Source organism: Lysobacter sp. cf310, from assembly GCF_900114355.1.
Classification (GTDB): Bacteria; Pseudomonadota; Gammaproteobacteria; order Xanthomonadales; family Xanthomonadaceae; genus Lysobacter.
Window position 1 is genome coordinate 580,227 of sequence record NZ_FOSS01000004.1, and the last position, 16,380, is coordinate 596,606.

The 16,380-nt window shown below is 69.1% G+C and carries 12 protein-coding genes; 8 read left to right on the forward strand and 4 right to left on the reverse strand.

The annotated features are described in order from the left end of the window. Positions 1-79: 79 nt before the first annotated feature. The gene (locus BMZ45_RS17005) at positions 80-2,878 is read right to left on the reverse strand and encodes a M16 family metallopeptidase (RefSeq protein ID WP_091637698.1); all 2,799 of its coding nucleotides are present in this window, start codon (positions 2,876-2,878) and stop codon (positions 80-82) included. 98 nt (positions 2,879-2,976) lie between these two features. Between BMZ45_RS17005 and BMZ45_RS17010 the strand changes: the two genes are divergently transcribed. After that, the gene (locus BMZ45_RS17010; RefSeq protein ID WP_091637699.1) at positions 2,977-3,708 is read left to right on the forward strand and encodes a pseudouridine synthase; all 732 of its coding nucleotides are present in this window, start codon (positions 2,977-2,979) and stop codon (positions 3,706-3,708) included. Between the two features lie 24 nt (positions 3,709-3,732). On the opposite strand, the gene BMZ45_RS17015 is transcribed toward BMZ45_RS17010, so the two are convergent. Beyond that, complete coding sequence (locus BMZ45_RS17015; RefSeq protein ID WP_091637700.1) at positions 3,733-4,257, reverse strand: DUF2059 domain-containing protein; 525 nt, start codon at positions 4,255-4,257, stop codon at positions 3,733-3,735. A 120-nt stretch (positions 4,258-4,377) separates the two neighbouring features. Here BMZ45_RS17015 and arfB point away from each other — a divergent pair, with 120 nt between their 5' ends. The 3 genes from arfB (at position 4,378) to BMZ45_RS21355 (ending at position 7,053) form a co-directional block, all read left to right on the forward strand. Next, a complete protein-coding gene (gene arfB, locus BMZ45_RS17020; RefSeq protein ID WP_091637701.1) occupies positions 4,378-4,794 on the forward strand; it encodes an alternative ribosome rescue aminoacyl-tRNA hydrolase ArfB in 417 nt (138 codons plus the stop codon). A 10-nt stretch (positions 4,795-4,804) separates the two neighbouring features. Then, complete coding sequence (locus tag BMZ45_RS17025) at positions 4,805-5,413, forward strand: lysophospholipid acyltransferase family protein (protein ID WP_091637702.1); 609 nt, start codon at positions 4,805-4,807, stop codon at positions 5,411-5,413. Positions 5,414-5,682: 269 nt separating this feature from the next. Further along, the gene (locus BMZ45_RS21355) at positions 5,683-7,053 is read left to right on the forward strand and encodes a glycosyltransferase (RefSeq protein ID WP_175489126.1); all 1,371 of its coding nucleotides are present in this window, start codon (positions 5,683-5,685) and stop codon (positions 7,051-7,053) included. A 770-nt stretch (positions 7,054-7,823) separates the two neighbouring features. Here BMZ45_RS21355 and BMZ45_RS17035 read toward each other — a convergent pair. Next, positions 7,824-8,792 carry a LysR family transcriptional regulator gene (locus tag BMZ45_RS17035; RefSeq protein WP_091637703.1) on the reverse strand — a complete coding sequence of 323 codons (969 nt, stop codon included), beginning with the start codon at positions 8,790-8,792 and terminating at the stop codon, positions 7,824-7,826. A gap of 120 nt (positions 8,793-8,912) precedes the next feature. Here BMZ45_RS17035 and aceB point away from each other — a divergent pair, with 120 nt between their 5' ends. The 4 genes from aceB to BMZ45_RS17055 all read left to right on the forward strand — a co-directional run bounded on the left by aceB (position 8,913) and on the right by BMZ45_RS17055 (position 15,990). Continuing rightward, complete coding sequence (aceB, locus tag BMZ45_RS17040) at positions 8,913-10,523, forward strand: malate synthase A (protein ID WP_091637704.1); 1,611 nt, start codon at positions 8,913-8,915, stop codon at positions 10,521-10,523. A gap of 197 nt (positions 10,524-10,720) precedes the next feature. Beyond that, a complete protein-coding gene (gene aceA, locus BMZ45_RS17045; protein ID WP_091637705.1) occupies positions 10,721-12,016 on the forward strand; it encodes an isocitrate lyase in 1,296 nt (431 codons plus the stop codon). Between the two features lie 280 nt (positions 12,017-12,296). Further along, complete coding sequence (locus BMZ45_RS17050) at positions 12,297-13,319, forward strand: GGDEF domain-containing protein (protein WP_254776674.1); 1,023 nt, start codon at positions 12,297-12,299, stop codon at positions 13,317-13,319. Between the two features lie 34 nt (positions 13,320-13,353). Then, complete coding sequence (locus BMZ45_RS17055; RefSeq protein WP_091637707.1) at positions 13,354-15,990, forward strand: putative peptide modification system cyclase; 2,637 nt, start codon at positions 13,354-13,356, stop codon at positions 15,988-15,990. Here the strand turns inward: BMZ45_RS17055 and BMZ45_RS17060 are convergent. After that, positions 15,942-16,268, reverse strand: coding sequence for an NHLP-related RiPP peptide (locus BMZ45_RS17060; protein WP_091637708.1), 327 nt, complete (start codon positions 16,266-16,268; stop codon positions 15,942-15,944). The two genes, BMZ45_RS17055 and BMZ45_RS17060, sit on opposite strands and share 49 nt — an antisense overlap. Between the last annotated feature and the right edge of the window lie 112 nt (positions 16,269-16,380).

The following is a 16,380-nucleotide window of genomic DNA, read 5'->3' on the forward strand; positions in this document are numbered from 1 at the left end:
CATTCCGACGCGTGCGGTTCCTCCCTTTGTAGAGGGGGGCTAGGGGGGATTTGCTTTCGCGCCTACTTGCGAGCGCCGGTCAAGGCTTCGCTCCCCCCGCCGCCGCCGCCGGCTTCGCCGCCGCGTCGAAATCGCCGGCCATGTACACGCTCAGCGTCTCGGGCTTGAAGTGCTTGCGGATCGCCGCGTTCACCTCGTCCGCGGTCAGCGCCTGCAAACGCGCATCGATGTCCGCCTGATACTTCATGTCGCGGTCCAGGAACAGATTGCCCGACAGGATGCCGGCGATCGCGCCATCGGATTCGCGGCCCTGCGCGCGCTGCGTCAACAGGCCGGCGACCGCGTCGCGCAGTTCGTCGGCGCCGACGCCGTCGCGGATCCAGCGCGCGTATTCCTCGCGCATCGCCGCCTCGGCCTTGTCCAGGTTCTGCGGCGCGGCGATGGCCTGGATCATCAGGCTGCCGTCGTCGTCGCGGCCGGCCCGGCTGGCGTCGGCGTCGAGGTTGCTGCCCACGCCGTAGCTGAGGCCGTCCTTCTGGCGGATGCGGTCGTTCAAGCGCGATTTGCCGCCGCCGCCGAGGATGGTGTTGGCGACCATCAGCGCCGGGTAGTCGGCGTCGCGGTCGTTGAGCGAGAGGTTGCTGCGCGCGAGCAGCACGCCGTTGGCCTTGTCGGGCGTTTCGAAGCGTTCGCGGCGCGCGGCGACGGCGTTGTAGTGCGTGGCCATGGGCGCGAACGCGTGCGGCGTGCGCCAGTCGGTGAACAGGCTTTGCAGCTGCGCCTTCAGCGCGACCGGATCGAAGTCGCCGACCACGCTGATCTCGCCTTCGGCGGTGCCGTAGAAATCACGATGGAAGGCGCGCAGGTCCTCGACCTTGAGCGCCTTCAGGTCGGCGATCGACTGGTCCAGGCTGCGCCAGCGCAGCGGATGGCCCTCGGGCCAGGGGTCGAAGTACTGCGACATGGCCATGCCGGCGACGGTGCCGGGTTCCTTGCGCGCGGCTTCCAGGCCGGTGATCGCCTGCAGGCGGAACTGTTCGAACTCGCTCTGCGGATACTCGGGCTTGCGCAGGATCTGCACCGCCAGCGCCAGCGCTTCGGCAAGTTGGGCGCGGCGCGTGGTCATGCCGATGTTGGCGCTCTGCAGGCCGCCGCCGATGCCGGCCTCGGTCTTCAGGGCCTCGAAACGCTGGTCGATCTGCTCGCGGCTGAGCCCGGCCGCGCCGCGCATGATCAGCGAGCCGGCCACGTTGCCCGCGGCCACGCGGCCCTTGAGCGAATCGGCGTCGCCGAAGCGGAAGCGCGCGCTCAGCACCACGGTCTCGCCGCGGGTCTTCTTCGGCAGCAGGGCCACGCGCAGGCCGTCGCCGAGGGTGAAGGTTTCGGTACGCGCCTGGATGTTGGCCGGGGTGGGGTCGAACTGTTCGCCCGCGGCCACCGCCGCCTTGCCGGTGTAGCCCTGCAGCACGGTCGCGGCCGCGGGCGCGGCGGCGATCTCGGCGCGGTCGGCGCGGTCGGTGGGCACGAAGCGGCCCAGCGTACGGTTGCTGGGCTTGAGGTAGTCGCGCGCGACCCGGTTGACGTCGTCCAGAGCGACGTTGTCGAGCGCGTCGCGGCGCAGGAAGTACAAGCGCCAGTCGCCGGTCGCGATCGCCTCCGACAGGCCCAGCGCGACCGCATTGACGTTGGTGTAGCCCAGTTCGTAGCCGTTGCGGATGCGCTGCTTGGCCGCGTCCAGTTCGGCCTGGGTGATCGGCGTGGCGGCGATGCCTTCCAGTTGCGTCAGCAAGGCGGCCTCGGCCTTGGCCGCGTCGCCGTCGCGCGGCAGGCCGATCATCGCCGTCATCAGGCCCGGATCGCGCAGGCTGTCGGCGCCGGCGCTGGCGCCGGCGGCCAGCTTGGTCTCGACCAGGCTCTTGTGCAGGCGCCCGCCCGGCACGTAGCCCAGGATGTTGGCGAGCAGACCGAGCGCGGCGCTGTCGGGGTGGGTTTCGGCGGGCACGTGGTAGGCCGCCATCACCAGTTGGATGTCGCCGCTGCGGCGCACCGTCACGCTGCGCTCGCCGTCCTGGGTGGGGTCGACGGTGTAGAACGCGCGCAAGCCGGTCTTGGGCCGCGCCACCGGCGCGAAGGCCTGAGCGATTTCGCCCAGTGTCTTGGCCGGATCGATGCGGCCGGCGACGATCAGGGTGGCGTTGTCGGGGCGGTACCAGCTCTTGTAGAAGGCCTGCAGGCGTTCGATCGGCACGCCCTCGACATCGCTGCGCGCACCGATCGTGCTGTGGCCGTAGTTGTGCCAGAGATAGGCAGTGGACCGCACGCGCTGGGCGAGGATGCCGCTGGGGCTGTTCTCGTTCTTTTCCATCTCGTTGCGGACCACGGTCATCTCGCTGTCGAGGTCCTTCTTGGCGACGTTGGAATTGACCATGCGGTCGGCTTCCAGGCCCAGCAGCCAGCGCAGGGTGTCGTCGTTGGCCGGGAACGAGGCGTAGTAATTAGTGCGATCGACATTGGTGGTGCCGTTGAAGCCGATGCCGCGCTTCTTCATCTCGGCCGGGATGTCGGTGTGGGTCGGCGTGCCCTTGAACAGCAGATGCTCCAACAGGTGGGCCATGCCGGTCTCGCCATAGTTCTCGTGCATGGAGCCGACCTGGTAGGTCAGGTTGACCGTCACCGTGGGCTTGCTGGCGTCCGGGAACAGCAGCACGCGCAAGCCGTTGCCCAGGGTGTATTCGCAGATGCCTTCCACGCAGGGCCCGGCGGCGACGCCCTTGGGCGGCGCGAACGCAGGCTCGGCCGCCTGCGCGGGCAGGGCCAGCGCCAGGGCCAGCGTCAGCGCGGAAAAAACCGGTCGGGAGGGCAACGGAAACGATCGCATGGGCGGTCCTGAATGAAAGACTGGGGGAGCAAACGTGTGGCGGACGCTGCTATAGACGAAAATACCCGCTGAGCTCCCTACCGCCTGTGCCATAGAGCATGTCCGAAACCTACAGTTCCCTCGATGCGCCCAGCGAGCTGCCGGTGCTGTACGCCGACGACAGCCTGGCGATCATCGACAAGCCGGCGGGGCTGATGGTGCACGACAGCGCGCTGGCGCGCGGCGAGACCGACTTCGTCGCCGACCGCCTGCGCGAACAGTTCGGCCGGCCGGTGTTCCTGGTCCATCGCCTGGACCGCGCCACCAGCGGCTGCCTGCTGCTGGCGTTCGAGCGCGAGGTGGCCTCGGCGCTGGGCAAGGTGCTGATGTCGCGCGAGTTCGAGAAGGATTATCTGGCGGTCTGCCGCGGCTGGCCGGAGGATGCGTTCACCATCGATTACGCGCTCGACGGCGGGCCGGGCAAGCCGCAGAAGAAGCCCGCGATCACGCGCTTCCGATGCCTGGGCCGCTGCGAGCTCGCGCACCCCTCCGGCGGTTTCGAAACCTCGCGCTACGCGCTGTTGCTGGCGCAGCCGGAGACCGGGCGCTTCCGCCAGATCCGGCGCCACCTCAAGCACGTCTCGCACCACCTGATCGGCGACACCAGCCACGGCGACGGTCGCCACAACCGCGCCTTCCGCATGATGGGCATCCATCGCATGCTGCTGCACGCGCAGCGCCTGGCCTTTCTGCACCCGGTCAGCGGCGCGCGCATCGTCGCCACCGCGCGGCCGGACCGCGAACTGGCCAAGGCGCTGGCGCTGTTCGAGCCGGCCGCGCCGGCCGCTTGAGGGCGGGCGCGGCGCGGGCCGCGCCTACTTGGTTTCGGCGCCGGCGCTCTTGCGCTTGACCGCGTCGTTGCGCGCTTCGGCTTCGATGTCCTTCTGCAGCTCCTGCATCATCGGCACCACCAGCTTCTGCATCGCGCTCATGGTGTTCTGCATCAGCGCCGGCATCTTGTCGAGCAGGCGCTGGCCGGTCGGGCTGGCGTAGAACGCGATCAGGGCATCGGTGTCCTGGCCGTCGAAGGTGTCGCGATAGATGTCGCGGTAGATCGGTTCCAGCTTGTCCCAAGCCAGGCTCTTGCGCATCTGCGCGCTGGACCGGGCGATCACGCTGTTCAAGCGCTCGCGTTCGGCCGGCGTGATCTCGCGGCCGGCCATCATCTGCTCGACCATCTGCTGCTGCGAGGCCTCGATCTGCGGCAGCATGGTTTCCACGGTCTGGCGCGCGCGCATGACCTCGAGCAGGCGGGACACCTGGGCGTCGCTGGGCGGCGCGGCCAGGGCGGCCAGCGGCGAGGCCAACATCAGCGCCAGGGCCAGGGCATAGGACTTCATCGGGGGCGATCCTCCTTGATGGGAACCGCATGGTCGTCGGCGGGTGCAGGCGGCGTCAACGAGCGGACGCGGGCCCGCACTACAATCGCTCCCGTCTACAATCGGGGCCGGAGGGACGCAATGGCCGATCCTGAAATCACCATACCCGAGCAGGAACTGGTCGAGCGCTTCGTGCGTTCGACCGGGCCGGGCGGGCAAAACGTCAACAAGGTCGCGACCGCGGTGGAGCTGCGCTTCGACGTGGCGCAGTCGCCGTCGCTGCCCGAACCGGTGCGCGAGCGCCTGCTCGCCAAGCGCGACCGCCGCGTGACCGGCGACGGCGTGCTGGTGATCAGCGCGCAGCGTTTCCGCACCCAGGAGCGCAACCGCGATGATGCCCGCGAGCGCCTGGCCGCCTTCATCGAAAGCGGCCTGCACGCGCCCAAGCCGCGCATCGCCACCCGTCCCAGTCGCGCCTCGAAGGAACGCCGCCTGGGCGCCAAGCGCGAGCGCAGCACGGTCAAGCGCGGCCGCGGCCCCACGCGCGATTGGGACTGACGGAGACCGCATGCCGACGACCGCCGACAACGTGGTGCTGCCGCTGCCGCCGAACGCACCGCGGGTGCGCTCCAACCGCCTGACCCGCTGGATCGGCCGCAGCGTGCTGCGGCTGGGCGGCTGGCGCATGGTCGGGGCCTTCCCCGACATCCCCAAGCTGGTCCTGATCGGCGCGCCGCACTCGTCCAACTGGGACGGCGTCTGGGGCTTCGCGGCCAAGGCCGCGATGGGGCTGGACATCAAGATCCTGGGCAAGGACTCGCTGTTCAAGGTGCCGCTGCTGGGTGCGCTGCTGCGCTACCTGGGCGTGATTCCGGTCGACCGCAGCGCTGCCCACGGCGTGGTCGAACAGGCCGCGGCGATGATCCGCAACGCCGAACGGTTCTGGTTCGGATTGGCGCCGGAGGGCACGCGCAAGCCGGTGGAGCGCTGGAAGGCGGGCTTCTGGAAGATCGCCAAGGCCGCCGACGTGCCGGTGCTGCCCGCGTACTTCCACTACCCCGACAAGATCATCGGCATCGGCGAGCCGTTCTGGCTGGGCGACGACATGAACGCCGATCTGGCGCGGATCCGGGCCTGGTACCGGCCCTGGCAGGGCAAGCACCACGGCACGACTTAAGCGCACGGGCTGCACCTAAACCGCACACGATCGGCCGGACGGCCGATCCCGCCCGCCGCCCGCCGCGTATCGGCGGCCCGTTTCGCCCGCGCTTTACGTGTAGCTTCATTACGGGGCGGCGCGTCGCGGGGGGTGGCGCGGGTTCCCGATCAGGGGCAGGAGGTCGGTCGTGCCGGGCAGGATGTCGCTAGGGGAGGTGGCGGAGGCCACGATCGCCGCGCATGCGGAGTTGTCGAGCGCGGCCCGCGCCTGCGTGCGGGAGGTGGCCGGTGCCCGCCTTGCCCTGGTTCGCGCTTAGTCCCAACGGCCTGCTCAGCGCCGTCGGCCTGTGGCGGGGCTCCGAGGAGACCGTGCCCACGCCGGTGGAGGACTGGCGCCAGGCCGTGGTCGACGTGGTCATTCCCGCGCGCCTGCAGCAGCACGACATCGCCCATTGCCTGGCGGCCCTGCTGGCGCAGACCCTGCAACCGCGCAAGGTGGTGCTGGTGGACGACGGCGGCACCGAGCGCGACGGCACCGCCGCGATCGCGCGCGAGTTCGCCGCCGCCAACGGCCTGTCGCTGCGCGTGATCGAGCGCATGTGGTCGATCGGGCGCGGGCCCACGATCAAGCGTCAGGCGCGCGAATCCGACGCCGATGTCGAGTTCGTGCTCGACGGCGACACGCTGCTGCATTCGGCCGACTACATCGAGCGCTGCGTGCGCGAGCTCTACGAAGGCGTGGGCATCGCCAGCGTCTGCGGCGTGGTCCAGCCGATGCGCGGCGAGCACCGACGCGCGCTGGAGCGTTCGCCGGCGTTCCAGCGTTGGCTGCACGGCGAGGCCTACCGCGATCCGCGCACGCGCCGCGGCCGGTTGCGGCGCAGTCTGCAGTGGCTGGGCGATATCCATCGCGAGACCAGCTGCCTGCTGCAGCAGTGCTTCATCAATCGCGGCCAGATGGCGCTGTTCGGCGGGGTGGTGGTGCCGCGCGGCAATGCGATCGCCTATCGACGGCGCTACATCAAGGATCTGTTCGATCGTTACGAGCCGGTGCACGGCGATCAGTTCGACGGGGCCGAGGACGTGTTCGTCGCGCTGGCGTTGGCGCAGGAGGGCTATCGCAACGTGCAACTGTTCGGCGTGCTCGCGCATGCCGAGCAGCCGCCGCTGGACCGTCTGCCGGGCCAGAGTTTCCGCCAGGCCGGGGCGTTCCTGCGCGGCTGCCGGGAGTTCAATGCGCTGTTGCTGACGCCGTTCAAGGTCTGGCGGCGCTGGCTGCGTCCGCGCCCGCGCGTCGTGGCCGAGCAGCGGCGGGTGCGCGAGGCGTATCGGCAGCCGTTCGGTGGGCGGCTCACGCACGAGTACGGGCGGCCGATCGGGTGGGCGCTGTTCCTGATGGCGGGCGAGCGTTTGGCGTATCCGCTGTTGTTGTTGTGGTTGGTCTTCAGCGGGCGTTGGTGGTGGTTGGGTGGGGTGGTGCTGGCGGAAATTCTGGCGACGGCCTTGGTGTTGGCGTCGGTGGCGCGCGATGGGCGGGGGGCGGCCTTGGGCAAGGCCTTGCTGGTGGCGCCGGTGCGCTATGCGATGGTGTTCGTGGAGCTGGCGGCGGCGGTGGCGTTTTTGCCGCAGCGGTTTCGCAGGCCGCGGCGTGGGCGCTAGCGCCTTCGCTCACGCGCACTTCGTAGCTTTGCTCCCTCTTTTGTCTTTGCTTTTGACTCCCTCCTTTGGAAAAGGGTGAAGCCGTGCGTTTACGAACCGCAGGTTCGTGCACGGGTGAACGCCGGCAGGCTATGCCTGCTGGCCGGGCGGGTTGGGGAGGTTTGCTTTTGCTTTGTTTTGCTCCTAGCTCCCTCCTTTGTAAAAGGAGGGTTGGGGAGGATTTGCTTTTGCTTTGCTGTCGCTTCTTCTGACCGAAGGTCAAGAGCTTCCGCCTGCTGCGCATGCGGGTCACTTTCTCTTGCTAGCCCAAGAGTCCGTCTGGATTCCCTTCGGTCAAAAGTAACCAAAGAGAAGGGCTAGCGGGACCAAACCTCCCCTGCGGGTTCGGGGCTGGCGCCGGGATTTTTCGATAGGACATCCTTGTCCTATCGAAAAACGGCGCGCGTCCTGCGCGCCGCCCTTCGGGTCTACGGTTGGTCGGGTGAGTGCGGGGCTTTTGGATTTGAATGCCGCGGCAACGGCAACGGCAACGGCAACAACAGCCGCAACAACAGCCGCAACAACAGTCGCAACAACAGTCGCAACAACAGTCGCAACAACAGTCGCAACAAGGTGACTGGAGTCTTGCCGTCTTCGTGCGAAGGCAGGGATCGGGTGACTTTAGAGTGCGGCTTGAGCCCCGGCGTCATTCGCCTCGATCGTAGGATGCGGTGAGCCGTAGGCGAACCGCATCGTCGCGATGTCGCAGCCGTATGCGCGGCTCCAGGCCTTCAACGATCCGACTGGCCCGTCGCGTAGTAATCGCCGCGGAAAAACAGATCCGGCTGGATCAATTCGGTAAACGCGCGCGCCTGCGGCGACAGGTATTTGCCCTTGCGCACCACCACGCCGTAGCTGCGCGAGGGGAAGTAGTCGGCCAGCGAGCGGGCGCTCAGGCGCGAGCGGTCGGCGTCGGTCAGGCAGATCGCGGTGACGATACTGATGCCCAGGCCCATCGCCACGTACTGCTTGATCACCTCCCAGCCGCCGACCTCCAGCGCGACCGTGTACGGCACTCGGTTCTGCTGGAACACCAGGTCGACCATGCGATAGGTGGTCAGGCGCTGCGGCGGCAGGATCAGGCCGTAGGGCGAGAGGTCCTGCAGGCTGAGGTCGGGCTTGAGCGCGAGCGGGTGGTCGCGCGGGGTGATCAGCATGGGCTCGAAGCGGTAGACCGGGGCGTAGCTGAGGTCGCCGGGCACGTCCAGCATCGAGCCCACCGCCAGGTCGACCGCGTCCGAGCGCAGCAGGTCCAGGCCGCCGGCGCCGGTGACGTTGTGCAGGCTCAGGCGCACGTCCGGGTGGGCGGCGCGGAAGGCTTCGACGATCTTGGGCAGCAGATACAGGATGGTCGAGCTGCCGGCGGCGACGTTGAGCTCGCCGCCGTCCAGCCCGCGCACCCGCTCGCGGAAGGCCCCGTCCAGGCCGTCCAGGCCCTCAACCAGCGGGCGCGCGAGTTCGTAGAGCTCCTGGCCCTCGCGGGTCAGGCTGAGCCGGCGGCCGCTGCGCTCGAGCAGACGCACCCCCAGATCGCGCTCCAGCGCCTGCAGCTGCAGGGTCACCGCCGGCTGGCTGAGGTACAGCGCCTCAGCCGCGCGTGAGACCGAGCCCAGGCGGGCGGTCTGGCAGAACGCCCGCAGCGGCTTCAGGCGGTCGCCCTTGTACGCAAAACGGGGGCTGGCGGCGCGCGTCGTGGTCACGTGAAGGACATATATAAGGTTTTCAAATGATATGCATTGAAAAAACTTGATTGTCAAATACAAGACGCCAGCGCATGGTCGGAGCCCTAACGAAACACGCTAGAGGCGTAGGAGCAGGGCATGTCGGCAGTGATGGCGCAACGCCAGGAGACGCACGGGATCGAGTTGACGGCCAGCCTGGCCGGGCAGGAGCAGCTGCTCACGCCGGCGGCCCTGGCCTTCCTGGCCGATCTGCATCGCCGCTTCGAGCCCGCCCGCCAAGCCCGTCTGTCCGCGCGCCGCGAACGCCAGGCGTTCTTCGATGCCGGCGGCCTGCCGGATTTCCGCGCCGACACCGCCGCGATCCGCAGCGGCCAGTGGCGGGTCGCGCCGCTGCCGGCGGCTCTGCTGGACCGTCGCGTCGAGATCACCGGCCCGGTCGACCCGAAGATGGTCATCAACGCCCTCAACTCGGGCGCCAAGGTCTTCATGGCCGACTTCGAGGACAGCACCGCGCCGACCTGGTCCAACCTGCTGACGGGCCAGCGCGCGCTGAAGAAGGCCGTGGCCGGCACCCTGGACTGGATGGCGCCGGACGGCAGCAAGCACTACACCCTCAAGCCCTTCGAGCAACAAGCCGTGCTGATGGTGCGGCCGCGCGGCTGGCACCTGGACGAGAAGCATCTGTTGATCGACGGCGCGCCGATCTCCGCCAGCCTGTTCGACCTGGGCCTGTTCGCTTTCCACAATTCGGACGTGCTCGCCGCGAAGGATCGCGGACCCTATTTCTACCTGCCCAAGCTGCAGTCGATGGAAGAGGCGCAGCTGTGGAACGAGGTGCTGGACCGCGTCGAGCAGGCGCTGGGCCTGGGCGCGGGCCAGATCAGGGTCACGGTGCTGATCGAGACCCTGCCGGCGGTGTTCGAGATGGACGAGATCCTGCATGCGCTGCGCACGCGCATCGCCGGCCTCAACTGCGGCCGCTGGGACTACGTGTTCTCCTACCTCAAGACCTTCCGCGCGCACCGCGACAAGGTTCTGCCCGAGCGTGGCCAGGTGACGATGCTGCAGCCGTTCCTGCGCGCGTACTCGGAGCTGCTGATCCAGACCTGCCACAAGCGCGGCGCGCACGCGATGGGCGGCATGGCGGCGCAGATTCCGATCAGCGGCGACGAGGCCGCCAACGAGGCCGCGCTGGCCAAGGTGCGCGCCGACAAGCTGCGCGAGGTCACCGCCGGCCACGACGGCACCTGGGTCGCGCATCCGGCGCTGATCCCGCTGGCGATGCGCATCTTCGACGAGCGCATGCCCGGCCCGCACCAGCAGCACGTGCTGCGCGACGACGTGCTGGTGATCCGCGACGACCTGATCAAGCCCTCGCTGGGCACGATCACGCGCGCCGGGTTCGAGGGCAACGTCGAGGTCTGCGTGCGCTATCTGGCCGCCTGGCTGGACGGCAACGGCTGCGTGCCCATCCATTGGCTGATGGAGGACGCGGCCACCGCCGAGATCGCGCGCACCCAGCTGTGGCAGTGGCTGCACGCCTCCGGCCTGCACCTGGACGACGGCACACCGGTCGATTTCGCCCTGCTCGAGCGCGCCCTGATCGGCCTGCCCAGCAAGCTCGCCGAGCGCATGAACCTGCCCGGCGCGCAGCGCCTGGGCGAGGCGATCGCGATGCTCGACCAGCTCACCCACGCCGACACGCTGGAGGAGTTCTTGACCCTGCCGGCTTACCAACGCATCGACTGACCCGCTTGCCCGACCTGGCGGCGTCTGTGGAAGCGGCGTAAGCCGCGATTGAGTTCCGCCCGCCGACGCAGCTGCGTCGGAGGGCGATCGCGGCTCACGCCGCTCCCACAGAAAGCAACTTGCCTCGCCTAACTCCACCTACCGCGTCCCACCCTTTCTCGCGCCTCACCCCACGACCACACGCAAGGAACGAAGTCATGAGCCACCTGCCGACCGCCGAGCAACTCCGCAACGACTGGGCCAGCAATCCGCGCTGGGCCGGCATCACCCGGCCGTATTCGGCCGAGGACGTGGTGCGGCTGCGCGGCACGGTCCCGGTCGAGCACAGCATCGCCAAACTCGGCGCCGCCAAGCTGTGGAACTCGCTCCACACCGAGGATTTCGTCAACGCGCTGGGCGCGTTGACCGGCAACCAGGCCATGCAGCAGGTCAAGGCCGGCCTCAAGGCGATCTACCTGTCGGGCTGGCAGGTCGCCGCCGACGCCAACATCGCCGGCGAGATGTACCCCGACCAGTCGCTGTACCCGGCCAATTCGGTGCCGCAGGTCGTGCGCCGCATCAACAACACCTTGCTGCGCGCCGATCAGATCCAGTGCGCCGAGGGCACCGGCGACATCGACTTCCTGCAGCCGATCGTGGCCGACGCCGAGGCCGGCTTCGGCGGCGTGCTCAACGCCTTCGAACTGATGAAGGGCATGATCGAGGCCGGCGCCTCGGGCGTGCACTTCGAGGATCAGCTGGCCTCGGTCAAGAAGTGCGGCCACATGGGCGGCAAGGTGCTGGTGCCGACCCGCGAGGCGGTCGAGAAGCTGGTCGCCGCGCGCCTGGCCGCGGACGTGATGGGCGTGCCGACCCTGATCGTGGCGCGCACCGATGCCGAAGCCGCCGACCTGCTCACCGCCGACATCGATCCCAACGATCAGCCCTTCACCACCGGCGAGCGCACCAACGAGGGCTTCTACAAGACCCGCAACGGCCTGGACCAGGCGATCAGCCGCGGCCTGGCCTACGCGCCCTACGCCGACCTGGTCTGGTGCGAGACCGGCAAGCCGGACCTGGAGTTCGCGCGCAAGTTCGCCGAGGCCATCCACGCCAAGTTCCCGGGCAAGCTGCTGGCCTACAACTGCTCGCCCAGCTTCAACTGGAAGAAGAACCTGGACGACGCCACGATCGCCAAGTTCCAGAAGGAGATCGCCGGCTACGGCTACAAGTTCCAGTTCATCACCCTGGCCGGCTTCCACAGCCTGAACTACGGCATGTTCAACCTCGCCCACGGCTATGCGCGTCGCCAGATGAGCGCTTTCGTGGAGCTGCAGGAGGCCGAGTTCGCGGCCGCCGAAAAGGGCTTCACCGCGGTCAAGCACCAGCGCGAGGTCGGCACCGGCTACTTCGACGCGGTCACCCAGACCATCCAGGGCGGGCAGTCCTCGACCGTCGCGCTCAAGGGCTCGACCGAGGAAGAGCAGTTCCAGCAGGACAAGGCCGCTGCCTGAATGCGGCTTCGCGGCGCGGCCGGCGTAGGGGCCGGGCGCGTCGCGGCGGTTAAGGCGGTACGGCCTTCGCTCGGCGCCGCTCTACGCGGGCGCGGGTTCGCCAGGAAGGGCGGCCCCGTTGCCCGCCCGCGCGCCACCCGACCGGCGGCGCGCGCGATGACCGACTTCCTCCGGCCAGGGCGTTTGCTGTTCAGGTGAGGTGCTATCCTGCCTCTCCAGCCTCTGAAGGAGCCGGGGATCCGGGGGTCGTGGGATGAATCGCGATGGTGCTGCGCCGAGCATGACGGGCGGTCAGTTCAATTCGGATCCGATACCGGCGCCTAACGAAGCGGCGACGGCAGCGCTTAGCCAAGCGGAATTCGAACTATTCGCCGAACTCGGCCGCCCGCGTCACGTCGAGGCCGGCCAGGTGCTGTTCCGTCGCGGCGAACTGGGTACCACCATGTTCGTGGTCGCGCGCGGCGCGATCGATCTGGATTTCGGCGACGACCTGGTCACCAAGCGCCTTGGCCCGCGCGAATTCTTCGGCGAACTCGGCCTGCTGATCGGCGATCACGCGCGCAGCGCCGATGCCATCGTCGCCGGCCCCGGTCTGCTGATCGAACTGCGTCACGAGGAGTTCCAGCGCCTGGTCGATCGCAACGCCGGCCTGGTCTGTCATTTCCTGCGCCGCGCGATCATGCGCGTGGTGCTCAACGAGCAGGGCCTGATCCGGCGCCTGCGCCGTCGCAACCAGGACCTCGAGGCCGCCCTCGACAGCCTGTACGCCACCACCCACCAACTCAACCAGACCGAAGAGCTGATCCGCACCGACGAGCTCACCGGCCTGTACAACCGCCGCGGCCTGACCCTGCACCTGCAGGAGGCGCGCGCGTTGGGCATGCCGCAGACCCTGGGCCTGGTGCTGGTGGACTGCGACCGCTTCAAGCAGGTCAACGACGACCACGGCCATCTCGCCGGCGATCGCGTGCTGCAGAGCGTGGCCAACATCATGCGTTCGGTGGCCGGCCCGGACGACATCGCCTGCCGCCTGGGCGGCGACGAATTCTGCCTGCTGGTCTCGGCCGGGCACGCGCACGACGTGATGCGCTTCGCCGAGTTCATCGTGGCCACCACCCAGAACCTGATGTTGATGCCGCAGTCGCCGCCGACCATCTGTCCGGTCAGCGTGGGCGCCTGCATGGTCGACCCGCGCGCGGACTGGAACGATTGGTATGCGCGCGCGGACGAGGCGCTGTACCAAGCCAAACGCAAGGGCGGCAACCGCGTGCATTGGCAAGACGCGGCCCTGGAACCGGTCTGACCGGCGCACGCGAACGAACAAGGATGCCGTCGCGATGAACGATGCCCACCGCCCCCACCCGGAAGCGCCGCAGCTGCGCACCCTGCTGCTGACCGACCTGTGCGATTCGACCACCCTGGTCGAGCGCCTCGGCGACGGCCCCGCGGCCGAGCTGTTCCGCGAACACGACCGCCTGGTGCTGCAGTTGCAGCAGCAATGGCGCGGCCGCCTGATCGATCGTTCCGACGGCCTGCTGCTGTTGTTCGAACGCCCGATCGACGGCCTGGGTTTCGCCCTGGATTACGAGCGCGGCCTGCGCGAGATCGGACGCGAGCGCAAGCAGACCCTGCTCGCGCGCGCCGGTCTGCACGTGGGCGAGGTGCTGACCTGGCGCAACAGCGACGAGGCGGTCAAGGTCGGCGCCAAGCCGCTGGAAGTCGAAGGCCTGGCCAAGCCGATGGCCGGTCGCCTGATGGCGATGGCGCGCCCCGGCCAGATCCTGCTGTCGGCGGTGGCCGAACCGCTGGCGCACCGCGCCGCGCGCGAGCTCGGCGAACGCGGCCAGCAGTTGCTGTGGAAGTCCTACGGGCGCTGGCGCTTCAAGGGCGTGCCCGATCCGCAGGAGATCTACGAAGTCGGCGAGCCCGGCATCGCGCCGCTGCGCGCGCCGCCGAACTCGCCCAAGGCCTGGCGCGACGTGCCGCTGTGGCGGCGCCCGGCCGCGCTGGCGGCGGAAGTCGCGGTGCTGGCCGCGATCGGCGTGGGCGTGTGGTTCGTGACCAAGCCGCAGCCGGCGATCGCCTTCAACGAGCGCGACTGGGTGGTGGTGGGCGACCTGCGCAACCTCACCGGCCAGAGCGTGCTCGACGATTCGCTGGAGCAGGCGTTCCGGATCAGCCTGGAGCAGTCGCGCTACGTCAACGTGCTGTCCGACCTCAAGGCGCGCGACACCCTGGCGCGCATGCAGCGCAAATCCGACACCTTCCTCGACCGCTCGGTCGCCTCCGAGATCGCGCTGCGCGACGGCGCGCGCGCGGTGATCCTGCCGACGGTGGCCGAAGTCGGCGGCCGCGTGCGGGTGAGCGCCGAGGTGGTCGACCCGCATACCCAGACCACGGTCTACGCCGAGTCCGTCGATGGCGTCGGCGCCGGCTCGGCGCTGTCCTCGATCGACCAGGTCACCGCCAGCCTGCGCAACAAGCTGGGCGAGGCGTTGAAGTCGATCGACAACGACTCCGCGCCGCTGCCGCAGGTGACCACCAAGAATCTCGACGCATTGCGCTCCTACGCGCTGGGCACCAAGGCCTACGCCAAGCGCCAGTTCCCGGAAGCGTTGCAGTACTTCCAGCGCGCGTTGGAACTGGACCCGAACTTCGCCCTCGCCCACATGGGCGTGATGCGCGTGTACGTGAGCAACGCCGACAACGCCGCCGCCCAGCCCTCGCTCAAGCGCGCGCTGGCCCTGCGCGAGCACCTGCCCGCGCGCGACGCCTTGTACCTGGACGCCTGGGCGGCCGAGTTCGGCCCGCAGCCCTCGCGCCGCGCCGCGCCGAAGTGGAAGCTGCTGGCCGGCCTGTATCCGGATTACTACGCCGGCCAGAGCCGACTGGCCTGGTTCGATTTCACCTCCGGCCGCTACGACGCCGCGCTGCGCGGCGCGCAGGCGTTCGCGGCGCCGCAGAACGCTCTGCGCGACATCGCCATGGAGCTCAAGGGCCGCGTCTATCTGGCCCAGGAGCGGCCGGCGCAGGCGCTGGAAAGCTTCAAGCAGGCCGAGACCGCCGGCCAGTATCCGCCCACGCGCCGCCACGCGGCCGCCCTGGCGACCCTGCGCCGCTATCCCGAGGCCGAGAAGGTGCTGGCCGCGCTGCCCGCCAACGACCGCAGCCTGGGCGCGCTGGTCAACGAATTCGAACGCATCTCGATTCCGCTGGACCAGGGCCGCCTAGGCGAGGCCCAGCGCAGCGCCGACCGCGCCGCCGCGGCCGCGCGCGAGGCCAACCCGCTGCTGCGCTATCCGTTCGCGATCGCCGACTACTGGACCGATCTGCTGCGCGATCCCAAATCCGTGGCGCCCGCCAAGATCGCCGCGCTCGCCGACGCGATCCTCGCCGACGCCGCCAACCCGGCCGGCGAAGCCGACCGCGACGATCTGCTGGTGATGGCCCTGGCCGCGGTGCGGCTGGGCCAGCGCAACGGCGACCGCGCGATCGGCGAGCGCCTGCTGCCCCGGTTGAGCACGATGACCGAAGCGTCCGGCCATGCCGGCGCGATCAAGTTGCTGAGCGTGGTCAAGGCCGAACAGCTGCGGCTGTCCGGCAAGCCCGCCGAAGCGGCCGCGCTGCTGTCGCGCGAAGTCGACGGCAGCGAGCCGTTCCAGTTGCGCGTCGCCTTGCGCGACGCGCTGCGCGACGCCGGCAAAGCCGAGGAAGCGCTGAAGCAGGACCGCTGGCTGGCCGCGCACCGCGGCCTGGCCTATATCGAACCGCTGGGCGGTCAGGCCCTGCAGGCGATGAGCGTGGCCGACGCCAGCCTGGCGCCGCTGGACGCGGCCGAACGCCTGGCCGGTCTCGGTCGCCCGGACGAAGCGCGACGGGAAGCCGAAGCCTTCCGCCGCGCCTGGGCGAGCGAGACCTTGCCGCCTTACTTGGTACGCAGGCTGGAGGCGACGCTGCCCGCTTCGAAGCAGTGAACCACCGTGTGGGTGTCCTGCGAGGTCAGGTAGCTGCGCAGTTCATCGCGCGAGGCCTGGATTTCTTCCTTGGGGGCGATATTCGCCACCATCATGCAGCTCGTGTCCGACAGCGCAGCCTTGGTCTGCGCAGGCGCCAGCCCGACCCGGCCCAGCGCGGCGGCCGGATCCTGAACGAACAGCTCGCGGAAATGATCGTCGTTGCCGAGCTTGTCGAGCAGCTTGTCGGCGACCTTCGGATCCAGAGGCGGATGCCCCTTGGTGTTGTCGTTGCCCATCGGTACTCCCCCTAGCAGAGCCTGTTGCGGCCCCGATAGGCGACGAATCTATCCTTGTCCCACGTACGGGACAACCTCAAACTCCGTAAAAAATGCAGCACGGGAGCGGAAT